Genomic DNA, 14,437 nt, shown 5'->3' on the forward strand with positions numbered 1-14,437 from the left:
CCACTACACCACGCCTCCGCATTGGCAATTCACACTATACCATAGGATGGCTGAAGTTGTCAAATTCGGGAAAGGGCGAAGGGCGGGCGGGAAGCCCTCGAGGATATTTGGCCAAATGGATGGACGCGGTTACAATTATATCCGCCGTCGCTGATACGCAGAGGAGGATGGCAGTGAGTACCTGTCGCTATTTCGCTCCGCCGGCCCCCTGGAGGCGCACCAAGATCATCTGCACCCTGGGGCCGGCCACCTCGTCGGAAGAAATGATCCGCCGGCTGATTCGCGCCGGCATGGATGTGGCGCGCATCAATTTTTCGCACGGCGACCATGCCACGCACGCCAGTGCTGTGCAGATGGTGCGGGCGATCGCACGGGAGGAGCGCCGCAATGTCGCCATCATGGGAGACCTGCAGGGCCCCAAACTGCGCGTGGGAGAGTTGGCCGGCGGACAAATGCGCCTGCAGGAAGGGGGACATGTCCGTCTGGTAGCGGCGGCGTCAGTGGAGCAGGGGGATACCATCCCCATTCCGCATCAGGAGCTGATCCAGCATCTTCGGCCGGGCGATGTGCTCCTGCTGGATGACGGGCTGATGTCCCTGCGGGTCGAAGAAGTCGGCCCGGCGGAGGCCGTGGGCGAGGTGCTGGCCGGCGGGACGCTCCTCTCCCATAAGGGCATCAGCCTGCCGGGGGCGGCTTCCAGTTTGCCGGCCATCACGCCTAAGGACCGCGCGGACCTGGCCTTCGCCGTCCAGCAGGACTTCGACTTCATCGCCCTTTCGTTCGTGCGGCAGGCAGAGGATGTGCAGGAACTGCGCCGGCTCCTGGCGGAGCTGGGGGCCGATATCCCCATCGTGGCCAAGATCGAGAAGCGCGAGGCCGTGGAGAACATTCAAGCGATTATCCAGGCGGCGGATGCCGTTATGGTGGCGCGTGGGGACCTGGGGGTGGAGGCGCCGGCGGAGGAGGTGCCGCTCTACCAGAAGCGCATCATCCAACTGGCGCGGCTGGCGGCCAAGCCGGTCATTACCGCGACCCAGATGCTGGAGTCCATGATTCACAACCCGCGGCCCACCCGCGCCGAGGCCAGCGACGTGGCGAACGCCATTCTGGACGGCACGGATGCCGTAATGCTTTCGGGAGAGACAGCGATCGGGAAGTACCCGGTGGAAGCAGTGGAGATGATGGTGCGCATTGCGCTGGCAACGGAACGGGCATTCCCCTACGAGCGGGAGCTGGAACGCGTTGGCCCTCTGCCGGCGGACGGCGTCACCGATGCGGTCACCCAGGCTACCTGCGAGATCGCCCATGAACTGTCGGCCAAGGCCATCATCCCCTCCACCATGTCGGGGTATACCGCCCGCATGGTGTCGCGGCATCGGCCGGCCACGCCCATATTGGTCTGCACGCCTTCGGAGAAGGTGTGCCGGCAAATGGCACTGGTGTGGGGTGCCCATGCCGCGCTGGTGCCGGAATATCAGGGCACTGATGAGATGATCCGCACGGCCGACCGGGCCGCAGTGGCCTGCGGCATGGCGACGGCCGGCGACCTGGTGGTGATTACCGCCGGCATCCCGAGCGGCGGGCGCGGCAAGACCAATATGGTGTATGTGCATCGGGTCATGGGGGAAGCTTGACTCCAAGGGATGTTGGATACGGATATGTATGACGTTATCGTTGTCGGTGCAGGACATGCCGGCTGTGAGGCGGCGCTGGCGGCGGCGCGGATGGGAGCGCGCACTCTGCTGTTGACCATGAACCTGGACCTCATCGCCCAGATGCCCTGCAACCCCTCGGTGGGTGGGCCGGGCAAGGGCCATTTGGTGCGGGAGATCGACGCGCTGGGCGGCGAAATGGGCCGGCATACCGACCGCACCATGATTCAGATACGCCTGCTCAATTCCTCCAAGGGGCCGGCGGTGCAGGCACTGCGCGCCCAGGCCGACAAGCGCCTCTATTCCTTGTACATGAAGCTCACGCTGGAGCACACCCCCAACCTGGAGCTGAAGCAGGCCATCGTGGAGGAGGTGCTCGTCAAGGGGGATCGGGTGGCCGGCGTGCGGACCGCCAACGGCATCGAATATGCCGGCAGGACGGTCATCCTGACCACAGGCACCTTCCTGGCTGGCCGCATCCTGAGCGGAAAGTTCAGCCAGCCGGCCGGCCGCGCCGGCGAGTTCCCGGCGATCGGCTTGTCCGCCTGCCTGCGCCGGCTGGGCTTTCAGATGGGGCGGCTCCAGACCAATACCCCACCGCGGGTAGATGCCCGCACCATTGACTTCTCCCAGACGATCATCCAGCCCGGCAGTGAGGTCCCGTTGGCGTTCAGCACGGCATATCCGCCCGACCAGGTTCCGGACGTGGTGCCGGAGCTCTCCCTGCCCCCGAACCCGGTGTATCCCCGGCCGGCCGGGCCGGCGTGGCGGCCGCAGTTGCCCTGCTACATGGTGCATACCAACGCCGAGACGCACGCCGTGGCGCGGGCGAACCTGCATCTGTCGCCGATTTCCGGCGGCATCATCGAGGCGGCCGGCCCGCGCTACTGCCCCTCGTTCGAGGAAAAGCTCATCCGCTTCCCCGACAAGCCGTCGCATCAGTTCTTCCTGGAGCCGGAAGGGTGGTTGACCAACGAGGTCTACGTGCAGGGATTTTTCACCGGCCTGCCGGAAGAGGTGCAGATAGCCGTGCTCCATACCATTCCGGCCCTGCGGGAAGCCAAGATCATGCGCGCCGGCTATGCCATCGAGTACGACTATGTGCCGAGCTTCCAGCTCTCCCATTCGCTGGAGACGCGGCTGGTGGAGGGGTTGTTCCACGCCGGCCAGATCAACGGCTCTTCGGGATACGAGGAGGCCGCCGCGCAGGGTATCATCGCCGGCATCAACGCCGCCCGCAAGGTGCAGGGCCGGCCGCCCCTGGTGTTGGGCCGGCATCAGGCCTATATCGGCGTGCTGATTGACGACCTGGTGACCAAGGAGCTGACGGAACCGTACCGCATCATGACCTCGCGCGCCGAGTACCGCCTGCTCCTGCGCCAGGACAATGCGGATCTGCGGCTGTCCCCGCTGGGCTATGAGGCCGGCCTGCTTCCCTATGAGCGCTATGCCAGGGTGAAGGCCAAGCAGGAAGCAATTCAGCGGGAGCTGGAGCGCCTGGGGAACACCTGGTTGGCACCTTCGGAGGAGGTGCGGCGGGTGCTGGAGGAGGCCGGCCTTTCCCCCACCGACGAGCCGATCCACCTGCTGACCTTTTTGCGCCGGCCGGAGGTGGATTATGGCCTGATCCTGCGGCTGGCGCCGCCGCCCGAGCCGCTCCCTGCGGACGTTATGGAGCAGGTGAGCATTGAAGCGAAGTATGCCGGCTACATCGAGAAACAGCGGAAGCAGGTGGAGCGCATGCGCCGGCTGGAGGATCACCGCATCCCGCCCGATTTCGATTACGCCGGCGTGATTGGCCTGCGCAGTGAGGCGCGCGAGAAGCTGGAGCGCTTCCGGCCGGCCACAGTGGGGCAGGCGGCGCGGTTGGCCGGCGTGAATCCGGCGGATATCTCCGTACTGCTTGTACATCTGGAACGGGGGCGCCGGCAAAGTGACAAAAAAGCCGGCTGATGTTATAATTATGGCTCAAGTGCCGGCCTGGCCGGCGGGGCTCAATCTCTGTACTGAGGGAATCGGTCATGCCAATATCGCCTGATCTGATGAATACCATTATGGTGGTCCTGGAGGTGATCCTGGCGCTGACGGGTGGGTTCCTGGCCGCGCTCTGGATCAGCCTGGTCATATGGACCTTCCGGGACATCCGCTCGCGCACCCGCGACATCTTCGCCCAACTGCTGGCCACTCTGCTGGTCCTTGTCCTCAACATCCCCGGCCTTCTGCTGTACCTGATCCTTCGCCCGCCGGAGCGCCTGACCGAGGCATATGAGCGCGCGCTGGAGGAAGAGGCACTGCTTCAGGATATCGAGGAGCGGGCCGTGTGCCCCGCTTGCAAGCGGCAGGTGGAGAAAGATTTTATCCTCTGCCCGGCCTGCCATACCCCGTTGAAGAAGCGCTGTCCTGAATGCGGTCGCGTCCTGCAGTTGCGCTGGACGATTTGCCCGTACTGCGGCGCACCGCAGGATGGTGCCGGCACCGGGGCCGAACAGGCGGCGCCGGCGGAGGAATATCTGCATCCGCAGGCTCCCTTCGACGAAGAGGAGATGGAAACGGCCGCCTGGCCGGCGTCCGGCAGTTCCTCCTCGCTCACTTCTTCCGAGGACTGATGGCGGATATCCCTTTCACCGCAGGGGCCGGCGGCCGTGCGGCTTTTTCATATTAATACTCGCCGGCGGCGTTGTGATGGCGGCGCCAGGATGATATAATAGCGGTGAATATCCTGGCGCTATCCCCATGGGCGCAAAGAGAAGCAGGCAGGAGCCATGCCCTCCACAGTACTGGACTGGATGCGCCGGCCAGCACGCCGGCGCGATTTCACACAGGTTCCGGAAGACTGGCTTGCGGTCCTGCGTCGGGCGCAGGAGGGGGACTCATCGCCGGCGCGGCAGATGCTGGCGGAATATCTCAGCCGGCATCCTGACGCAGTGCTGGGCTGGTTCTGGCTGGCATGTGTGAGCGACAATCCCTGGGAGGTGCTCAGCGCTCTGCGCAAGGTGGAGGAGCTGGGCGGTGGCGATGTGCCGGCGGTGCGCCAGGGCATGACCTGGGCGCAGGAACGCATTGCCCGCGGAGAGCGCGCCGTGCCGATGCAAGCTCCTTTTGTGCCGGCGCTTCGTGCTCCGCGCGCCAACGGCCGGCGCTATCGCCCCGTCGTCCCTGTGTCTTCCTCCCCCCTGCGCTGGCCCCTGGTCGTTGGCCTGATAGCCATCGCACTGGTGGTGGCGTTGGGGTTTGGCTGGGTGCTGGCGGGGAACGGCGTGCTCTCGGCGGAGACGCCGGTTTCTCTCCCTGATGCGCCATCCGCCGGGAAAGAGGTTTCGATCCCGCGGTGGCTGTCGGCCGGCGCCGGCGCAAGCAGGCCGGCGGAGAAGGCGCTTTCGCTGGCGGAGGAACACGCGCGTCGCGCGGAGGGGCTGCTTCAGCGCGGGGACTTTCGCCAGGCGCTCTCGGAGCTTGATGCGGCGATCGCCCTGCGCCCGTATGATATGCAGTTCCAGGAGGCCCATGCGCTGGCGGCGCAGTACTGGACCGGCCTGCAGAGGTACCATGCCGGCGACTGGCCGGGGGCGGTGCAGGCCTTGGAGACGCTGTGGCACACTGCCAGCGGCTACCGGGAGGTGGGGCGCTTCCTGGGTCAGGCGTATTTCGAATGGGGCATGGCGGAACAGCATGCCGGCCGGCTGGATGAGGCGGAACGCCTGTACCAGCGCGCCATGCAGTTACTGCCCGAGTCGGTGGATGTCGAGGACAAACTGTTGGAAATCCACCACATTCGGAATCCCATCCCTACCGGCTGGGATAAGAAAATCGTGGTGGATATTGCCAGCCAGCGCTTTTACGCCTATGAGGGCAAGCGTCTCGTGTATGAGTTCGTCTGTTCCACTGGCGGCGCCGGCAGTCCGACCGTGCCGGGCGAGTATCAGGTGTTGGACAAGATTCCGGTGGCCTATTCCTCGGCCTGGCATCTGGAGATGCCGTACTGGTTGGGGATATATTGGTCGGGCACCCTGGAGAACGGGATCCATGCCCTGCCCATCTTGTCCAACGGTCAGGTGCTGTGGGAGGGATACCTGGGCCGTCCCGTTTCGTTCGGGTGCATTATCCTGAGCACGGAAGCGGCCAAGACGATCTATGATTGGGCGGAAATCGGCACGCCGGTGATCATTCGCTGATCAGCGGTCACGGCCGGAAAGGGGATGGGAAATGCCGAGGGAAACCTTTGCCTCCGAACTGCATGATCTGGAGATGCAGTTGGCCGGCATGGCGGGTGCCGTGGACCAGGCCATCGCCAACGCCCTGCGGGCACTGGTGGATCGCGATCGCGCCCTGGCCGAGCAGGTCATCGCCCAGGACCTGGAGATCAACCAGCGCGAGCGCGAGATTATCGAGCGCTGTCTGGTGCTGATCGCCACGCAACAGCCCATGGCCGGCGACCTGCGCGTCATCCTCTCCGTCTACAGCATCGCCTCGGAGCTGGAGCGCATGGGGGACCATGCCGAGGGTGTCGCCAACATCTCCCTGCGCTTGATGGAAGAACCGCTCTTAAAGCCCCTCATTGATATCCCGCGCATGGCGGAAACCGCCCGAGAGATGCTGAAGGAACAGATGCAGGCATTCCTCCAGCGGGATGTGGAACGTGCCCGGCGCGCCTCGAGCCTGGATGACCTGGTGGACAACCTGTACGACCAGGTGTATCGGGAACTGCTCGTGTACATGATGCAGGACCCGGGCACCATCCGCCGCGCCACGCTCCTGCTGTGGGTGGCGCATAATCTGGAACGCATTGCCGACCGCACCACCAACATCGGAGAGCGGGTGCTGTTTCTGGTGACGGGGCGGGTCGAGGAATTGAATCCGACCCCGAAGAAGCATGAGCGGTGAGGACGGATGACGAGGATGGGGAATGATGGATGCGGCACAGTTAGCACAACAGGTTTCATGGCTGGATGAACAGCGCCGGCGCGACCGCACCGAGCTGGTCGCGCTTCAGCAAAGGGTGGAGGCGCAGAACGCCCAGATCATGGAGCTGGGCAAGAAACTGCAGGAAGCAGAGGGCCGGCTGGCCGGCATGGCCGCCCAACTGACGCGCTTCACGCTGGTGGACCAGGCTATGGCCCAGCTCAAAGAAGAAGTGGTGCTGATGCTGAAACGGGAGGAGGAACAGCGTCAGCTCGCTGAGCGCGAGGCCAGCCATGTGCGCCGCACTGAGCGCGAGGCCATCATGAAGGCGCTCAATGACCTCCGCCTGGAGGTCCAGGCGCTGACAAAACTGCGCGACGAGATGGATCTGCGCAAGGCGGAGGACAAGCGCCTGAACGATGTCCTGCTGGAACTGCGCCAGAACCTGATCGACATGGCTCGCCAGGGGGAGGAATGGCCGAAAAAGCTCTCCTACCTGGAGGAACAGCGCCGGCTGGACAGCAAGCGCCTGGCACAGCTAGAGCAGGAATCGGCCGAACTGGTCAAGGCCATGGAACAGTTGCGCGGGCAGATGGAGCTGACCAACGGGGTGCTGAGCCGGCTGGAAAGCCGCGTGAACACATTGTGGACAGCACGTGATGATCTCAAGGCAGAATACGGCCGCCTGCAGGAATCCCTGCTCCTTGGCGAAGAGGAGCGCAAGCGTCAGCTAGCCAAGTATGCCGAGGCGTTCGAGGCCTTCGGCCGGCAGATGGAGGACTTCGCCCGGCAATTCGTCCAATTCCGCGAGGTCTTTGATGAGAGCCGGCGAGTGCTGGCCCAGTTCCAGCAGTTGGAGGAGCGCCTGAAGCGCGATCAGGCGCAGGTGGCGGAGCTTCAGCGCCTGGCCGAGGAGCGCATGCAGAAAGCCTACGAGGAATTCGTGGCCGAGGATGAGCGGCGCTGGCGCAAGCACGAGATGGCCTGGGACCAGCGCTGGAACGAACAGGAGCGCACCAACGCCCAGCTCAAGGAGCGCTTTGCCCCGCTGGAAGAGCAGGTGAAAAAGCTGATAGCCCAGGTCGTCGAGTTGTGGGATGTCCAGCAGGCGTTCGTCCGGCATCAGAGCGCGGAGGTGGAGCGCTGGATCGCCGAGTTCACCAAACGCTGGGATGAGCGCACGCGCTAGCGGGACCGCTTTGCGGAGGGGACAGCGGTGGGCGTTTTGGGTACAGCCGGCCATGTGGATCACGGGAAATCGAGCCTGGTCCTCGCGCTGACGGGGATTGACCCGGACCGCCTGCGCGAGGAAAAAGAGCGCGAGATGACCATTGACCTGGGGTTCGCCTGGCTCGACCTGCCGGATGGCCAGCGGGTGGGCATCGTGGATGTGCCCGGCCATAAGGACTTCATCAAGAACATGCTGGCCGGCGTCGGCGGCATTGACGCCGCCCTGCTGGTCATCGCCGCCGACGAGGGCCCCATGCCGCAGACGCGCGAGCACCTGGATATATTGGACCTGCTTCAGGTGAAGGCCGGCATCGTCGCCCTGACGAAAATTGACCTGGTGGATGATCCGGAGTGGCTGGAGCTGGTGGAAGCGGAGATCACCGAACTGCTTGAGGGCACCAGCCTGGAAGGGGCCCCTATCATCCGGGTTTCCAGCCGCACGGGCGAGGGCCTGGACAGGCTCAAGGAAGAGATCGGCCGGCTGATGAAGAGCGTCGGGGCGCGGGAGGGCAAGGGCCGCGGCCGCCTGCCGGTGGACCGCGCTTTCACCATCGCCGGCTTCGGCACGGTGGTTACCGGCACGCTCCTCGACGGCCCCTTCCGCATCGGGGACGAGGTGGAGATCCAGCCCCGGGGCCTGCGGGCGCGCATCCGCGGCCTGCAGAGCCATAAGCAGAAGCTGGAGGTCGCACAGCCAGGGAGCCGCGTGGCGGTGAACCTCAGCGGCGTGGACCTGGAAGCGGTGACGCGCGGCGACGTGGTGGCCATCCCGGGCACCCTTCGCCCGACGACGATGATAGACGCCTCCCTGCGCTATCTGGCGGACGCGCCGGTCCCCCTGCGGCATAATACGCTGGTGGACTTCTTCTCCGGCGCGGCAGAGGTGCAGGCGGTCGTGCGACTGCTGGACAAGGAGCAGGTTAATCCCGGTGAAGCCTGCTGGGTGCAGTTGCGCCTCATGGAGCCGGTGGCCGTGCTGAAGGGTGATCGCTTCATCATTCGCCTGCCGTCCCCCAGCGTGACCATCGGCGGGGGTGTGATCGTGGATCCGCATCCGCGCCGCCGGCACCGCCGCTTCCGCCCCGAAGTGATCCGCCATCTCGAGACGCTGGCCTTCGGCACGCCGGCGGAACTGCTCCTCCAGTCCCTGCGCACTCTCGAACCCTGCACGGTGGCGGAGCTGAAAGCGAAAAGCCAGATAGCGGATGATGTGTTCGCCCAGGCCCTGCAGGAGTGCCTGGAACAGAGGGATGTCGTCCTGCTGGCCGCTGGAGGGGAGAGCGCCGGCACGCCGCGTGCGGAGCCATCCGCGGTGATCATGTCCTTCGCCGGCTGGCAGAACCTGCGCGACCAAATCGCCCAGCTCCTGAGCGATTACCACCGCTCTTTCCCGCTCCGCCGGGGTATCCCCAAAGAGGAGCTGAAGAGCCGCCTGCGCCTGAACAGCAAGACCTTCAATGCCGTCCTGCAGTACGCCGGCGCCCAGGGGGTGATCGCTGAGTCGGATGGCATGGTCTCTCTGCCGGCGCACCGCGTGCAGTTTTCTCCGGAACAGCAGGCCAAGGTTGATGAAGTGCTGGCCGCCTTCCGCGCCCAGCCTTATACGCCGCCTTCTATCCCTGAGCTGGAGCGCCAGCTTGGAACCGAACTGCTCAATGCCTGCTTCGAGCAGAACATCCTGGTCAAACTGAATGAGGAAGTGGCGTTCCTGCCCGAGACCTTCGAGCATATGCGGCAGGCGGTGGTGGAATTTATCCAGCGCAATGGGTCCATCACGGTGGCACAGGCGCGGGATCTGTTCAATACTTCGCGCCGCTATGCCCTGGCGCTGATGGGCTACCTGGACATGATAGGGCTGACGCGGCGTGTGGGGGATGAGCGGGTCCTGCGTTGAACCGGCGGGAGTGGGGGAGGTGCGCTCGCTGGTCATCGGCGTGAACGGCTGGTTCTGGGGCCAGGAAACGGTCGGAAGCGGCCAGTATCTGCATCAACTGCTCGTTCATCTCGCATCGCTGTATCCCAGGGACCGCTACATCCTTTTCGTCCCCGCCGGCGCGCCGGCCGTATCCCGGCCACTGCCGGCGGCCAATGTGGAATACGCCGAACTGCGCACACCCTTTGGCGCGCGGGGAGACCTGGCCAAGCTCTGGTTCGAGCAGGTGAGCGTGCCGGCGGCATGCCGCACGTGGAAGGTCGACCTCCTACATGTGCCGTACTGGGCGACGCCGGCGTGGACGCCGGCGCCGGTGGTTACCACCATTCACGACGTCATCCCACTAATACTGCCGGAGTATGCCGCTTCGCCGGCGGCGCGCGCCTACACCCGCCTGGTCAGCCTCACGGCACGCCGCTCCCGGCTGGTGCTGGCCGATTCCCAGGCTACCGCCCGAGACGTGTGCCAGTACCTCCGGCTCCCCGCGGGGCGCGTGCGCACGGTCTACCTGGGGGTGGCCCCTGGCCTCGTCCCGATCGAGGACGAACGGGTGCTGGAAGGGGTGCGGGAACGCTATCGCCTGCCCGAACGTTATATATTGTACCTGGGTGGGTTCGACCGGCGCAAGAACGTGCCCATGCTGATGCAGGCCTATGCCAGGGCGGTGCGCCGGCGTCCGGAACTGCCGGCGTTGGTGGTGGGCGGCCGCCCGCCGGAGAAAGGGACGCCCCTGTTCCCCGACCCACGCCAGGCGGCCGCCGAGGCCGGCGTGCAAGAGCGCGTGCACTTCATCGGTTGGGTGCGGGAAGAGGACAAGCCGGCGCTGTACTCTATGGCTTGCTGTTCCCTCTTCCCCTCGCTGTATGAGGGATTCGGCTTGCCGGTGCTGGAAGCCATGGCCTGTGGCACACCGGTGATTGCCGCACGGGGGTCCTCGCTGGAGGAGGTTGTGGGGCCGGCCGGCATCCTGCTGGACCCGGCGGAGCCGGACGCATGGGCGGAAGCGATGTGCCGGCTGTGTATGGAGCCGGCGCTGGCCCAGGAGTTGGGCGCGCGGGCGCGGGAGCGGGCCGGCGAGCTTTCCTGGGAGCGCACCGCGCAGGAAACCCGGCGAGCCTTTGCGGATGCGGATCGGGAATGGACGTCCGGTTGAGAGGAGATGGGAGTATGACAGAGCGGAGCGGCGTGCTGGTGATTGGGGCGTCGGCGATTGATACCAAGGGTACGGCGGAACAGCGCGTGACCCTGGGCATGATGAACGCCGGCCGCATCCGGGTGCATGTGGGGGGCGTGGCGCGCAACATCGCCGAGAACCTGGCGCGGCTGGGCGTTCCCACCACCTTGCTCTCGGTGGTCGGCGAGGACGAGGCCGGCGCGGAAATCCTGGCCTATACCGCTGACAGCGGGGTGGATGTGCGCCATGTCCTGCGCGTGCCCGGCGCGGACACCGCCACCTTCGTCTCCCTGCACGATGCCGACGGCACGCGCATCCTGGCCATGTATGACATGAACATCATGACGCACTTGACCGCACGTTATGTGTATGAGCGCCGGCGTCTGTTCCAGCAGGCCGCGATGGTGGTCATTGACGCCAACCTCCCCGAGCGCACCCTGCAGACCGTCTTCTCGCTGGCCAAACGCTTTGACGTGCCCGTATGCGCGGATCCGACCTCCACCTTTCTGGCCGGCAAACTACATCCCTACCTGCCGTCCCTGTACATGATCACGCCCGACGTGGACGAAGCGCGCGTCCTGACGCGCTCCGATATCACCCTGGGGCTGGGGCCGATTGAGCTGGCCAAGCGGCTGGTGGCCGCCGGCGTGGAGATCGCCATCGTCACCATGGGGGAAAAGGGCGTCTGCTACGCCACCCAGCAGGTGAGCGGACATATCCCCGCCATCGCCACCGAGGTTAAGGATTTGACAGGGGCCGGCGATGCCATGACCGCGGCGGTGGTCTTCGGACTGCTGGAAGGCATGGACATTGACGAGGCGGTGCGGCTGGGGGTGTCCGCCAGCTCCCTCACCATCCGCTGTCGCGAGACCGTCTGCCCTGACCTCAGCCTCCAGCAGTTGTACGACAATCTTGTGATATGAGGCCTCCTATGAACGTTCCCCCCTGGATGGAGATTCGCGGCCCCGTGCGTGAGGCGCTGGCCGCCGGCTCTCCCGTCGTGGCGCTGGAGTCCACGGTCATTGCCCACGGCCTTCCGCATCCCCATAACATCGAGCTGGCACTGGATATGGAGCGCATTCTCACGAGTTACGGCGTGACGCCGGCCACGATAGGGGTGCTGGGTGGGCGTGCCTGTATCGGGCTGACGCCGGCGGAGATCGAGTATCTCGCCACGGCATCAGGTATCCGCAAGCTCAGCCGGCGCGATATGGCCATTGCCATCGCCCAGGGGCTGGACGGCGCGACAACAGTCGCCGGCACACTGCTGTTAGCCCATCTGGCCGGCATGCGCGTGTTCTGCACGGGCGGCATTGGCGGGGTGCACCGCTCTCCCGCGTTCGATGTGTCGGGGGACCTGCCGGCGCTGGCGGAAACGCCCATGATCGCGGTGTGCGCCGGCGCCAAAGCCATCCTGGATCTGCCGGCGACCCGCGAATGGCTGGAGACGCACGCTGTGCCGGTGCTGGGGTACAACACAGATGAGTTTCCAGCCTTCTTCACCCCGCGCAGTGGGCTGATGGTGGATGCGGCGGTGCGCTCGCCGGCAGAGGTGGCGCGCATCGCTCTGCGGCATTGGGAGACGGGCATGCGAAGCGCCGTGCTGGTGGCCGTGCCGCCGCCGGCGGAGGAGGCGCTGGCGCCGGAGGTCGCCGAAGCGGCTATCTCCCAGGCCCTTACGGAAGCGGAGGAGCGGGGGGTACGCGGCTGGGAGCTGACACCGTTCGTGCTGGATCGGCTGGTGGAGATCACTGCCGGCGCCAGCCTGCGCGCCAACCTGGCCCTGCTCCGCAACAACGCGCATGTCGCGGCGCAGATCGCAAAACAAATCAGCAGGGGCGGGATATAATCCAGCCCCTGCCGTGAGCGGGTTCGGAATTATCGGCCGGACGGATGGTCCAGCGTGATGGGATGCTCCAGCCGCACGCAGTTCGGCTCCGCCGGCCGGAAGACGATATGATCCTCCTCCACATCCACGATCACCGCGCTGTCGCGGCAGATATCTCCCTTCAACAGCTTGCGCGATAAGGGGTTCTCCACCTCGCGCTGGAGGGTACGGCGGAGCGGCCGGGCGCCGAACTGCGGATCGAAGCCTTTCTGCGCCAGCCAGCGCCGCGCCGCCGGCGTCAGCTCTATCTGCACCCCGAATTCCTGGAGTCGCTGACGAATCTCGTTCATCTGCAGATCCACGATCTGCTCGACCTGTTCCTGGGTCAGCGGTTCGAAGATGATGATCTCATCAATGCGGTTCAGGAACTCCGGGCGGAAGGTGGTCTTAAGCGCTTCATGAAGCCGCTTCTCGTCCAGCTTGTATGCCTCTTCTTCCTCGCCGGCCGTGCGGAACCCCAGCGATCCACCCTTGCGGGCGAACTCGGTGCCCAGGTTGGAGGTCATGATGATGACCGTGTTGCGGAAGTCCACCGTGTGGCCCTGGCCGTCGGTCAGCCGGCCGTCCTCCAGGACCTGGAGCAGGGTGTTCCAGACCTCTGGGTGCGCCTTCTCGATTTCGTCGAAGAGGATGACGCGATAGGGCCGGCGGCGCACTGCCTCGGTGAGCTGTCCGCCTTCCTCATAGCCGACGTAGCCGGGCGGCGCGCCGATGAGGCGCGAGGTGGTGTGCCGCTCGCGGTATTCGCTCATGTCGATGCGTAGCAGCGCGTCCTCATCCCCGAAGAGGAACTCCGCCAGGGCACGCGCCAGCTCGGTCTTGCCCACGCCGGAAGGCCCAAGGAAGATGAAGCTCCCGATGGGCCGGCGGGGGTCCTTCAGGCCAGAACGGGCGCGGCGGATGGCATCGGAGACCGCCTGTACCGCCTTTTCCTGGCCGATGATGCGCTTATGGAGATATTCCTCCATCTGCAGGAGCTTTTCCGCCTCGCTCTGCATGAGGCTTTTCACCGGCACGCCCGTCCACGATGCGACCACTTCGGCCACGTCTTCGGCATCCACCACCTCATCCAGGTTCTGGGATGCCTGCCAGGCCTCTTTGGCGGCCTTGAACTCCGCCTCGAGCTGGAGGCGCTCGCTCTTGCAGGTTGCAGCGCGCTCATAGTCGCGGTTGGCCCAGGCCTCTTCCTCTTCGGCGGCGAGCTGTTGAAGCCGATTGCGCAGTTCCTTGAGCTCCGCCGGCATGGAATAGATCGCCACCCGCAGTTTGGCGGCGGCCTCGTCTATCAGGTCAATGGCCTTGTCCGGCAGGCGGCGGTCGGTGACGTAGCGGTGAGAGAGCCGCACCGCCGCTTCCAGGGCCTCATCCGAGATCTTCACCTTATGGTGCGCCTCGTAGCGGTCGCGCAGTCCGTAGAGCATCTCCAGCGTCTCCTCGGGCGTCGGCTCATCCACGAAGATGGGGGCAAAGCGGCGCTCGAGGGCGCTGTCCCGCTCGATGTACTTGCGGTATTCGTCCAGGGTGGTGGCGCCGATACAGCGCAGTTCGCCGCGCGCCAGCGCCGGCTTCATCATGTTGGAGGCGTCAATGGCGCCCGGGGCGGCGCCGGCGCCCACCACGGTGTGCAGTTCGTCAATGAAGAGGATGATCTCCCCCTGCGA

General features: G+C 65.4%; 11 protein-coding genes. 10 read left to right on the top strand and 1 reads right to left on the bottom strand.

Annotated features, from left to right (window positions below; translation table 11 throughout):
* Positions 1-173: 173 nt before the first annotated feature.
* The 10 genes from pyk to H5T60_04085 all read left to right on the top strand — a co-directional run bounded on the left by pyk (position 174) and on the right by H5T60_04085 (position 12,737).
* Positions 174-1,634, top strand: coding sequence for a pyruvate kinase (pyk, locus tag H5T60_04040; GenBank protein MBC7241597.1), 1,461 nt, complete (start codon positions 174-176; stop codon positions 1,632-1,634).
* Positions 1,635-1,643: 9 nt separating this feature from the next.
* Positions 1,644-3,605: a tRNA uridine-5-carboxymethylaminomethyl(34) synthesis enzyme MnmG gene (mnmG, locus tag H5T60_04045; protein MBC7241598.1), complete on the top strand. Its 1,962-nt coding sequence runs from the start codon at positions 1,644-1,646 to the stop codon at positions 3,603-3,605.
* An 89-nt stretch (positions 3,606-3,694) separates the two neighbouring features.
* Positions 3,695-4,258 (top strand): zinc ribbon domain-containing protein, encoded by a 564-nt coding sequence (locus H5T60_04050; GenBank protein MBC7241599.1) that lies wholly within the window; start codon positions 3,695-3,697, stop codon positions 4,256-4,258.
* 156 nt (positions 4,259-4,414) lie between these two features.
* Positions 4,415-5,824 (top strand): L,D-transpeptidase family protein, encoded by a 1,410-nt coding sequence (locus H5T60_04055; GenBank protein ID MBC7241600.1) that lies wholly within the window; start codon positions 4,415-4,417, stop codon positions 5,822-5,824.
* Positions 5,825-5,855: 31 nt separating this feature from the next.
* Positions 5,856-6,533 carry a phosphate signaling complex protein PhoU gene (phoU, locus tag H5T60_04060; GenBank protein ID MBC7241601.1) on the top strand — a complete coding sequence of 226 codons (678 nt, stop codon included), beginning with the start codon at positions 5,856-5,858 and terminating at the stop codon, positions 6,531-6,533.
* Between the two features lie 22 nt (positions 6,534-6,555).
* Positions 6,556-7,740, top strand: coding sequence for a hypothetical protein (locus tag H5T60_04065; GenBank protein ID MBC7241602.1), 1,185 nt, complete (start codon positions 6,556-6,558; stop codon positions 7,738-7,740).
* Between the two features lie 27 nt (positions 7,741-7,767).
* The gene (selB, locus tag H5T60_04070) at positions 7,768-9,675 is read left to right on the top strand and encodes a selenocysteine-specific translation elongation factor (GenBank protein ID MBC7241603.1); all 1,908 of its coding nucleotides are present in this window, start codon (positions 7,768-7,770) and stop codon (positions 9,673-9,675) included.
* The gene (locus tag H5T60_04075) at positions 9,656-10,867 is read left to right on the top strand and encodes a glycosyltransferase family 4 protein (GenBank protein ID MBC7241604.1); all 1,212 of its coding nucleotides are present in this window, start codon (positions 9,656-9,658) and stop codon (positions 10,865-10,867) included. Before selB ends, H5T60_04075 begins: the two co-directional genes overlap by 20 nt.
* Before the next feature lie 14 nt (positions 10,868-10,881).
* Positions 10,882-11,811 (top strand): carbohydrate kinase family protein, encoded by a 930-nt coding sequence (locus tag H5T60_04080; protein MBC7241605.1) that lies wholly within the window; start codon positions 10,882-10,884, stop codon positions 11,809-11,811.
* An 8-nt stretch (positions 11,812-11,819) separates the two neighbouring features.
* Positions 11,820-12,737 carry a pseudouridine-5'-phosphate glycosidase gene (locus H5T60_04085; GenBank protein MBC7241606.1) on the top strand — a complete coding sequence of 306 codons (918 nt, stop codon included), beginning with the start codon at positions 11,820-11,822 and terminating at the stop codon, positions 12,735-12,737.
* 29 nt (positions 12,738-12,766) lie between these two features.
* Here the strand turns inward: H5T60_04085 and H5T60_04090 are convergent.
* The coding region (locus tag H5T60_04090) for an AAA family ATPase (protein MBC7241607.1) at positions 12,767-14,437 on the bottom strand (1,671 nt) is incomplete at its 5' end.

The sequence above is a fragment of the Anaerolineae bacterium genome (assembly GCA_014360855.1).
GTDB lineage: Bacteria > Chloroflexota > Anaerolineae > JACIWP01 > JACIWP01 > JACIWP01.

Excerpts from the sequence above, each read along its gene's own strand:
- mnmG (MBC7241598.1), top strand. The coding sequence starts at position 1,644 with ATGTTGGATACGGATATGTATGACGTTATCGTTGTCGGTGCAGGACAT.
- H5T60_04050 (MBC7241599.1), top strand. The coding sequence starts at position 3,695 with ATGAATACCATTATGGTGGTCCTGGAGGTGATCCTGGCGCTGACGGGT.
- H5T60_04055 (MBC7241600.1), top strand. The coding sequence starts at position 4,415 with ATGCCCTCCACAGTACTGGACTGGATGCGCCGGCCAGCACGCCGGCGC.
- phoU (MBC7241601.1), top strand. The coding sequence starts at position 5,856 with ATGCCGAGGGAAACCTTTGCCTCCGAACTGCATGATCTGGAGATGCAG.
- H5T60_04065 (MBC7241602.1), top strand. The coding sequence starts at position 6,556 with ATGATGGATGCGGCACAGTTAGCACAACAGGTTTCATGGCTGGATGAA.
- H5T60_04075 (MBC7241604.1), top strand. The coding sequence starts at position 9,656 with ATGAGCGGGTCCTGCGTTGAACCGGCGGGAGTGGGGGAGGTGCGCTCG.
- H5T60_04080 (MBC7241605.1), top strand. The coding sequence starts at position 10,882 with ATGACAGAGCGGAGCGGCGTGCTGGTGATTGGGGCGTCGGCGATTGAT.
- H5T60_04085 (MBC7241606.1), top strand. The coding sequence starts at position 11,820 with ATGAACGTTCCCCCCTGGATGGAGATTCGCGGCCCCGTGCGTGAGGCG.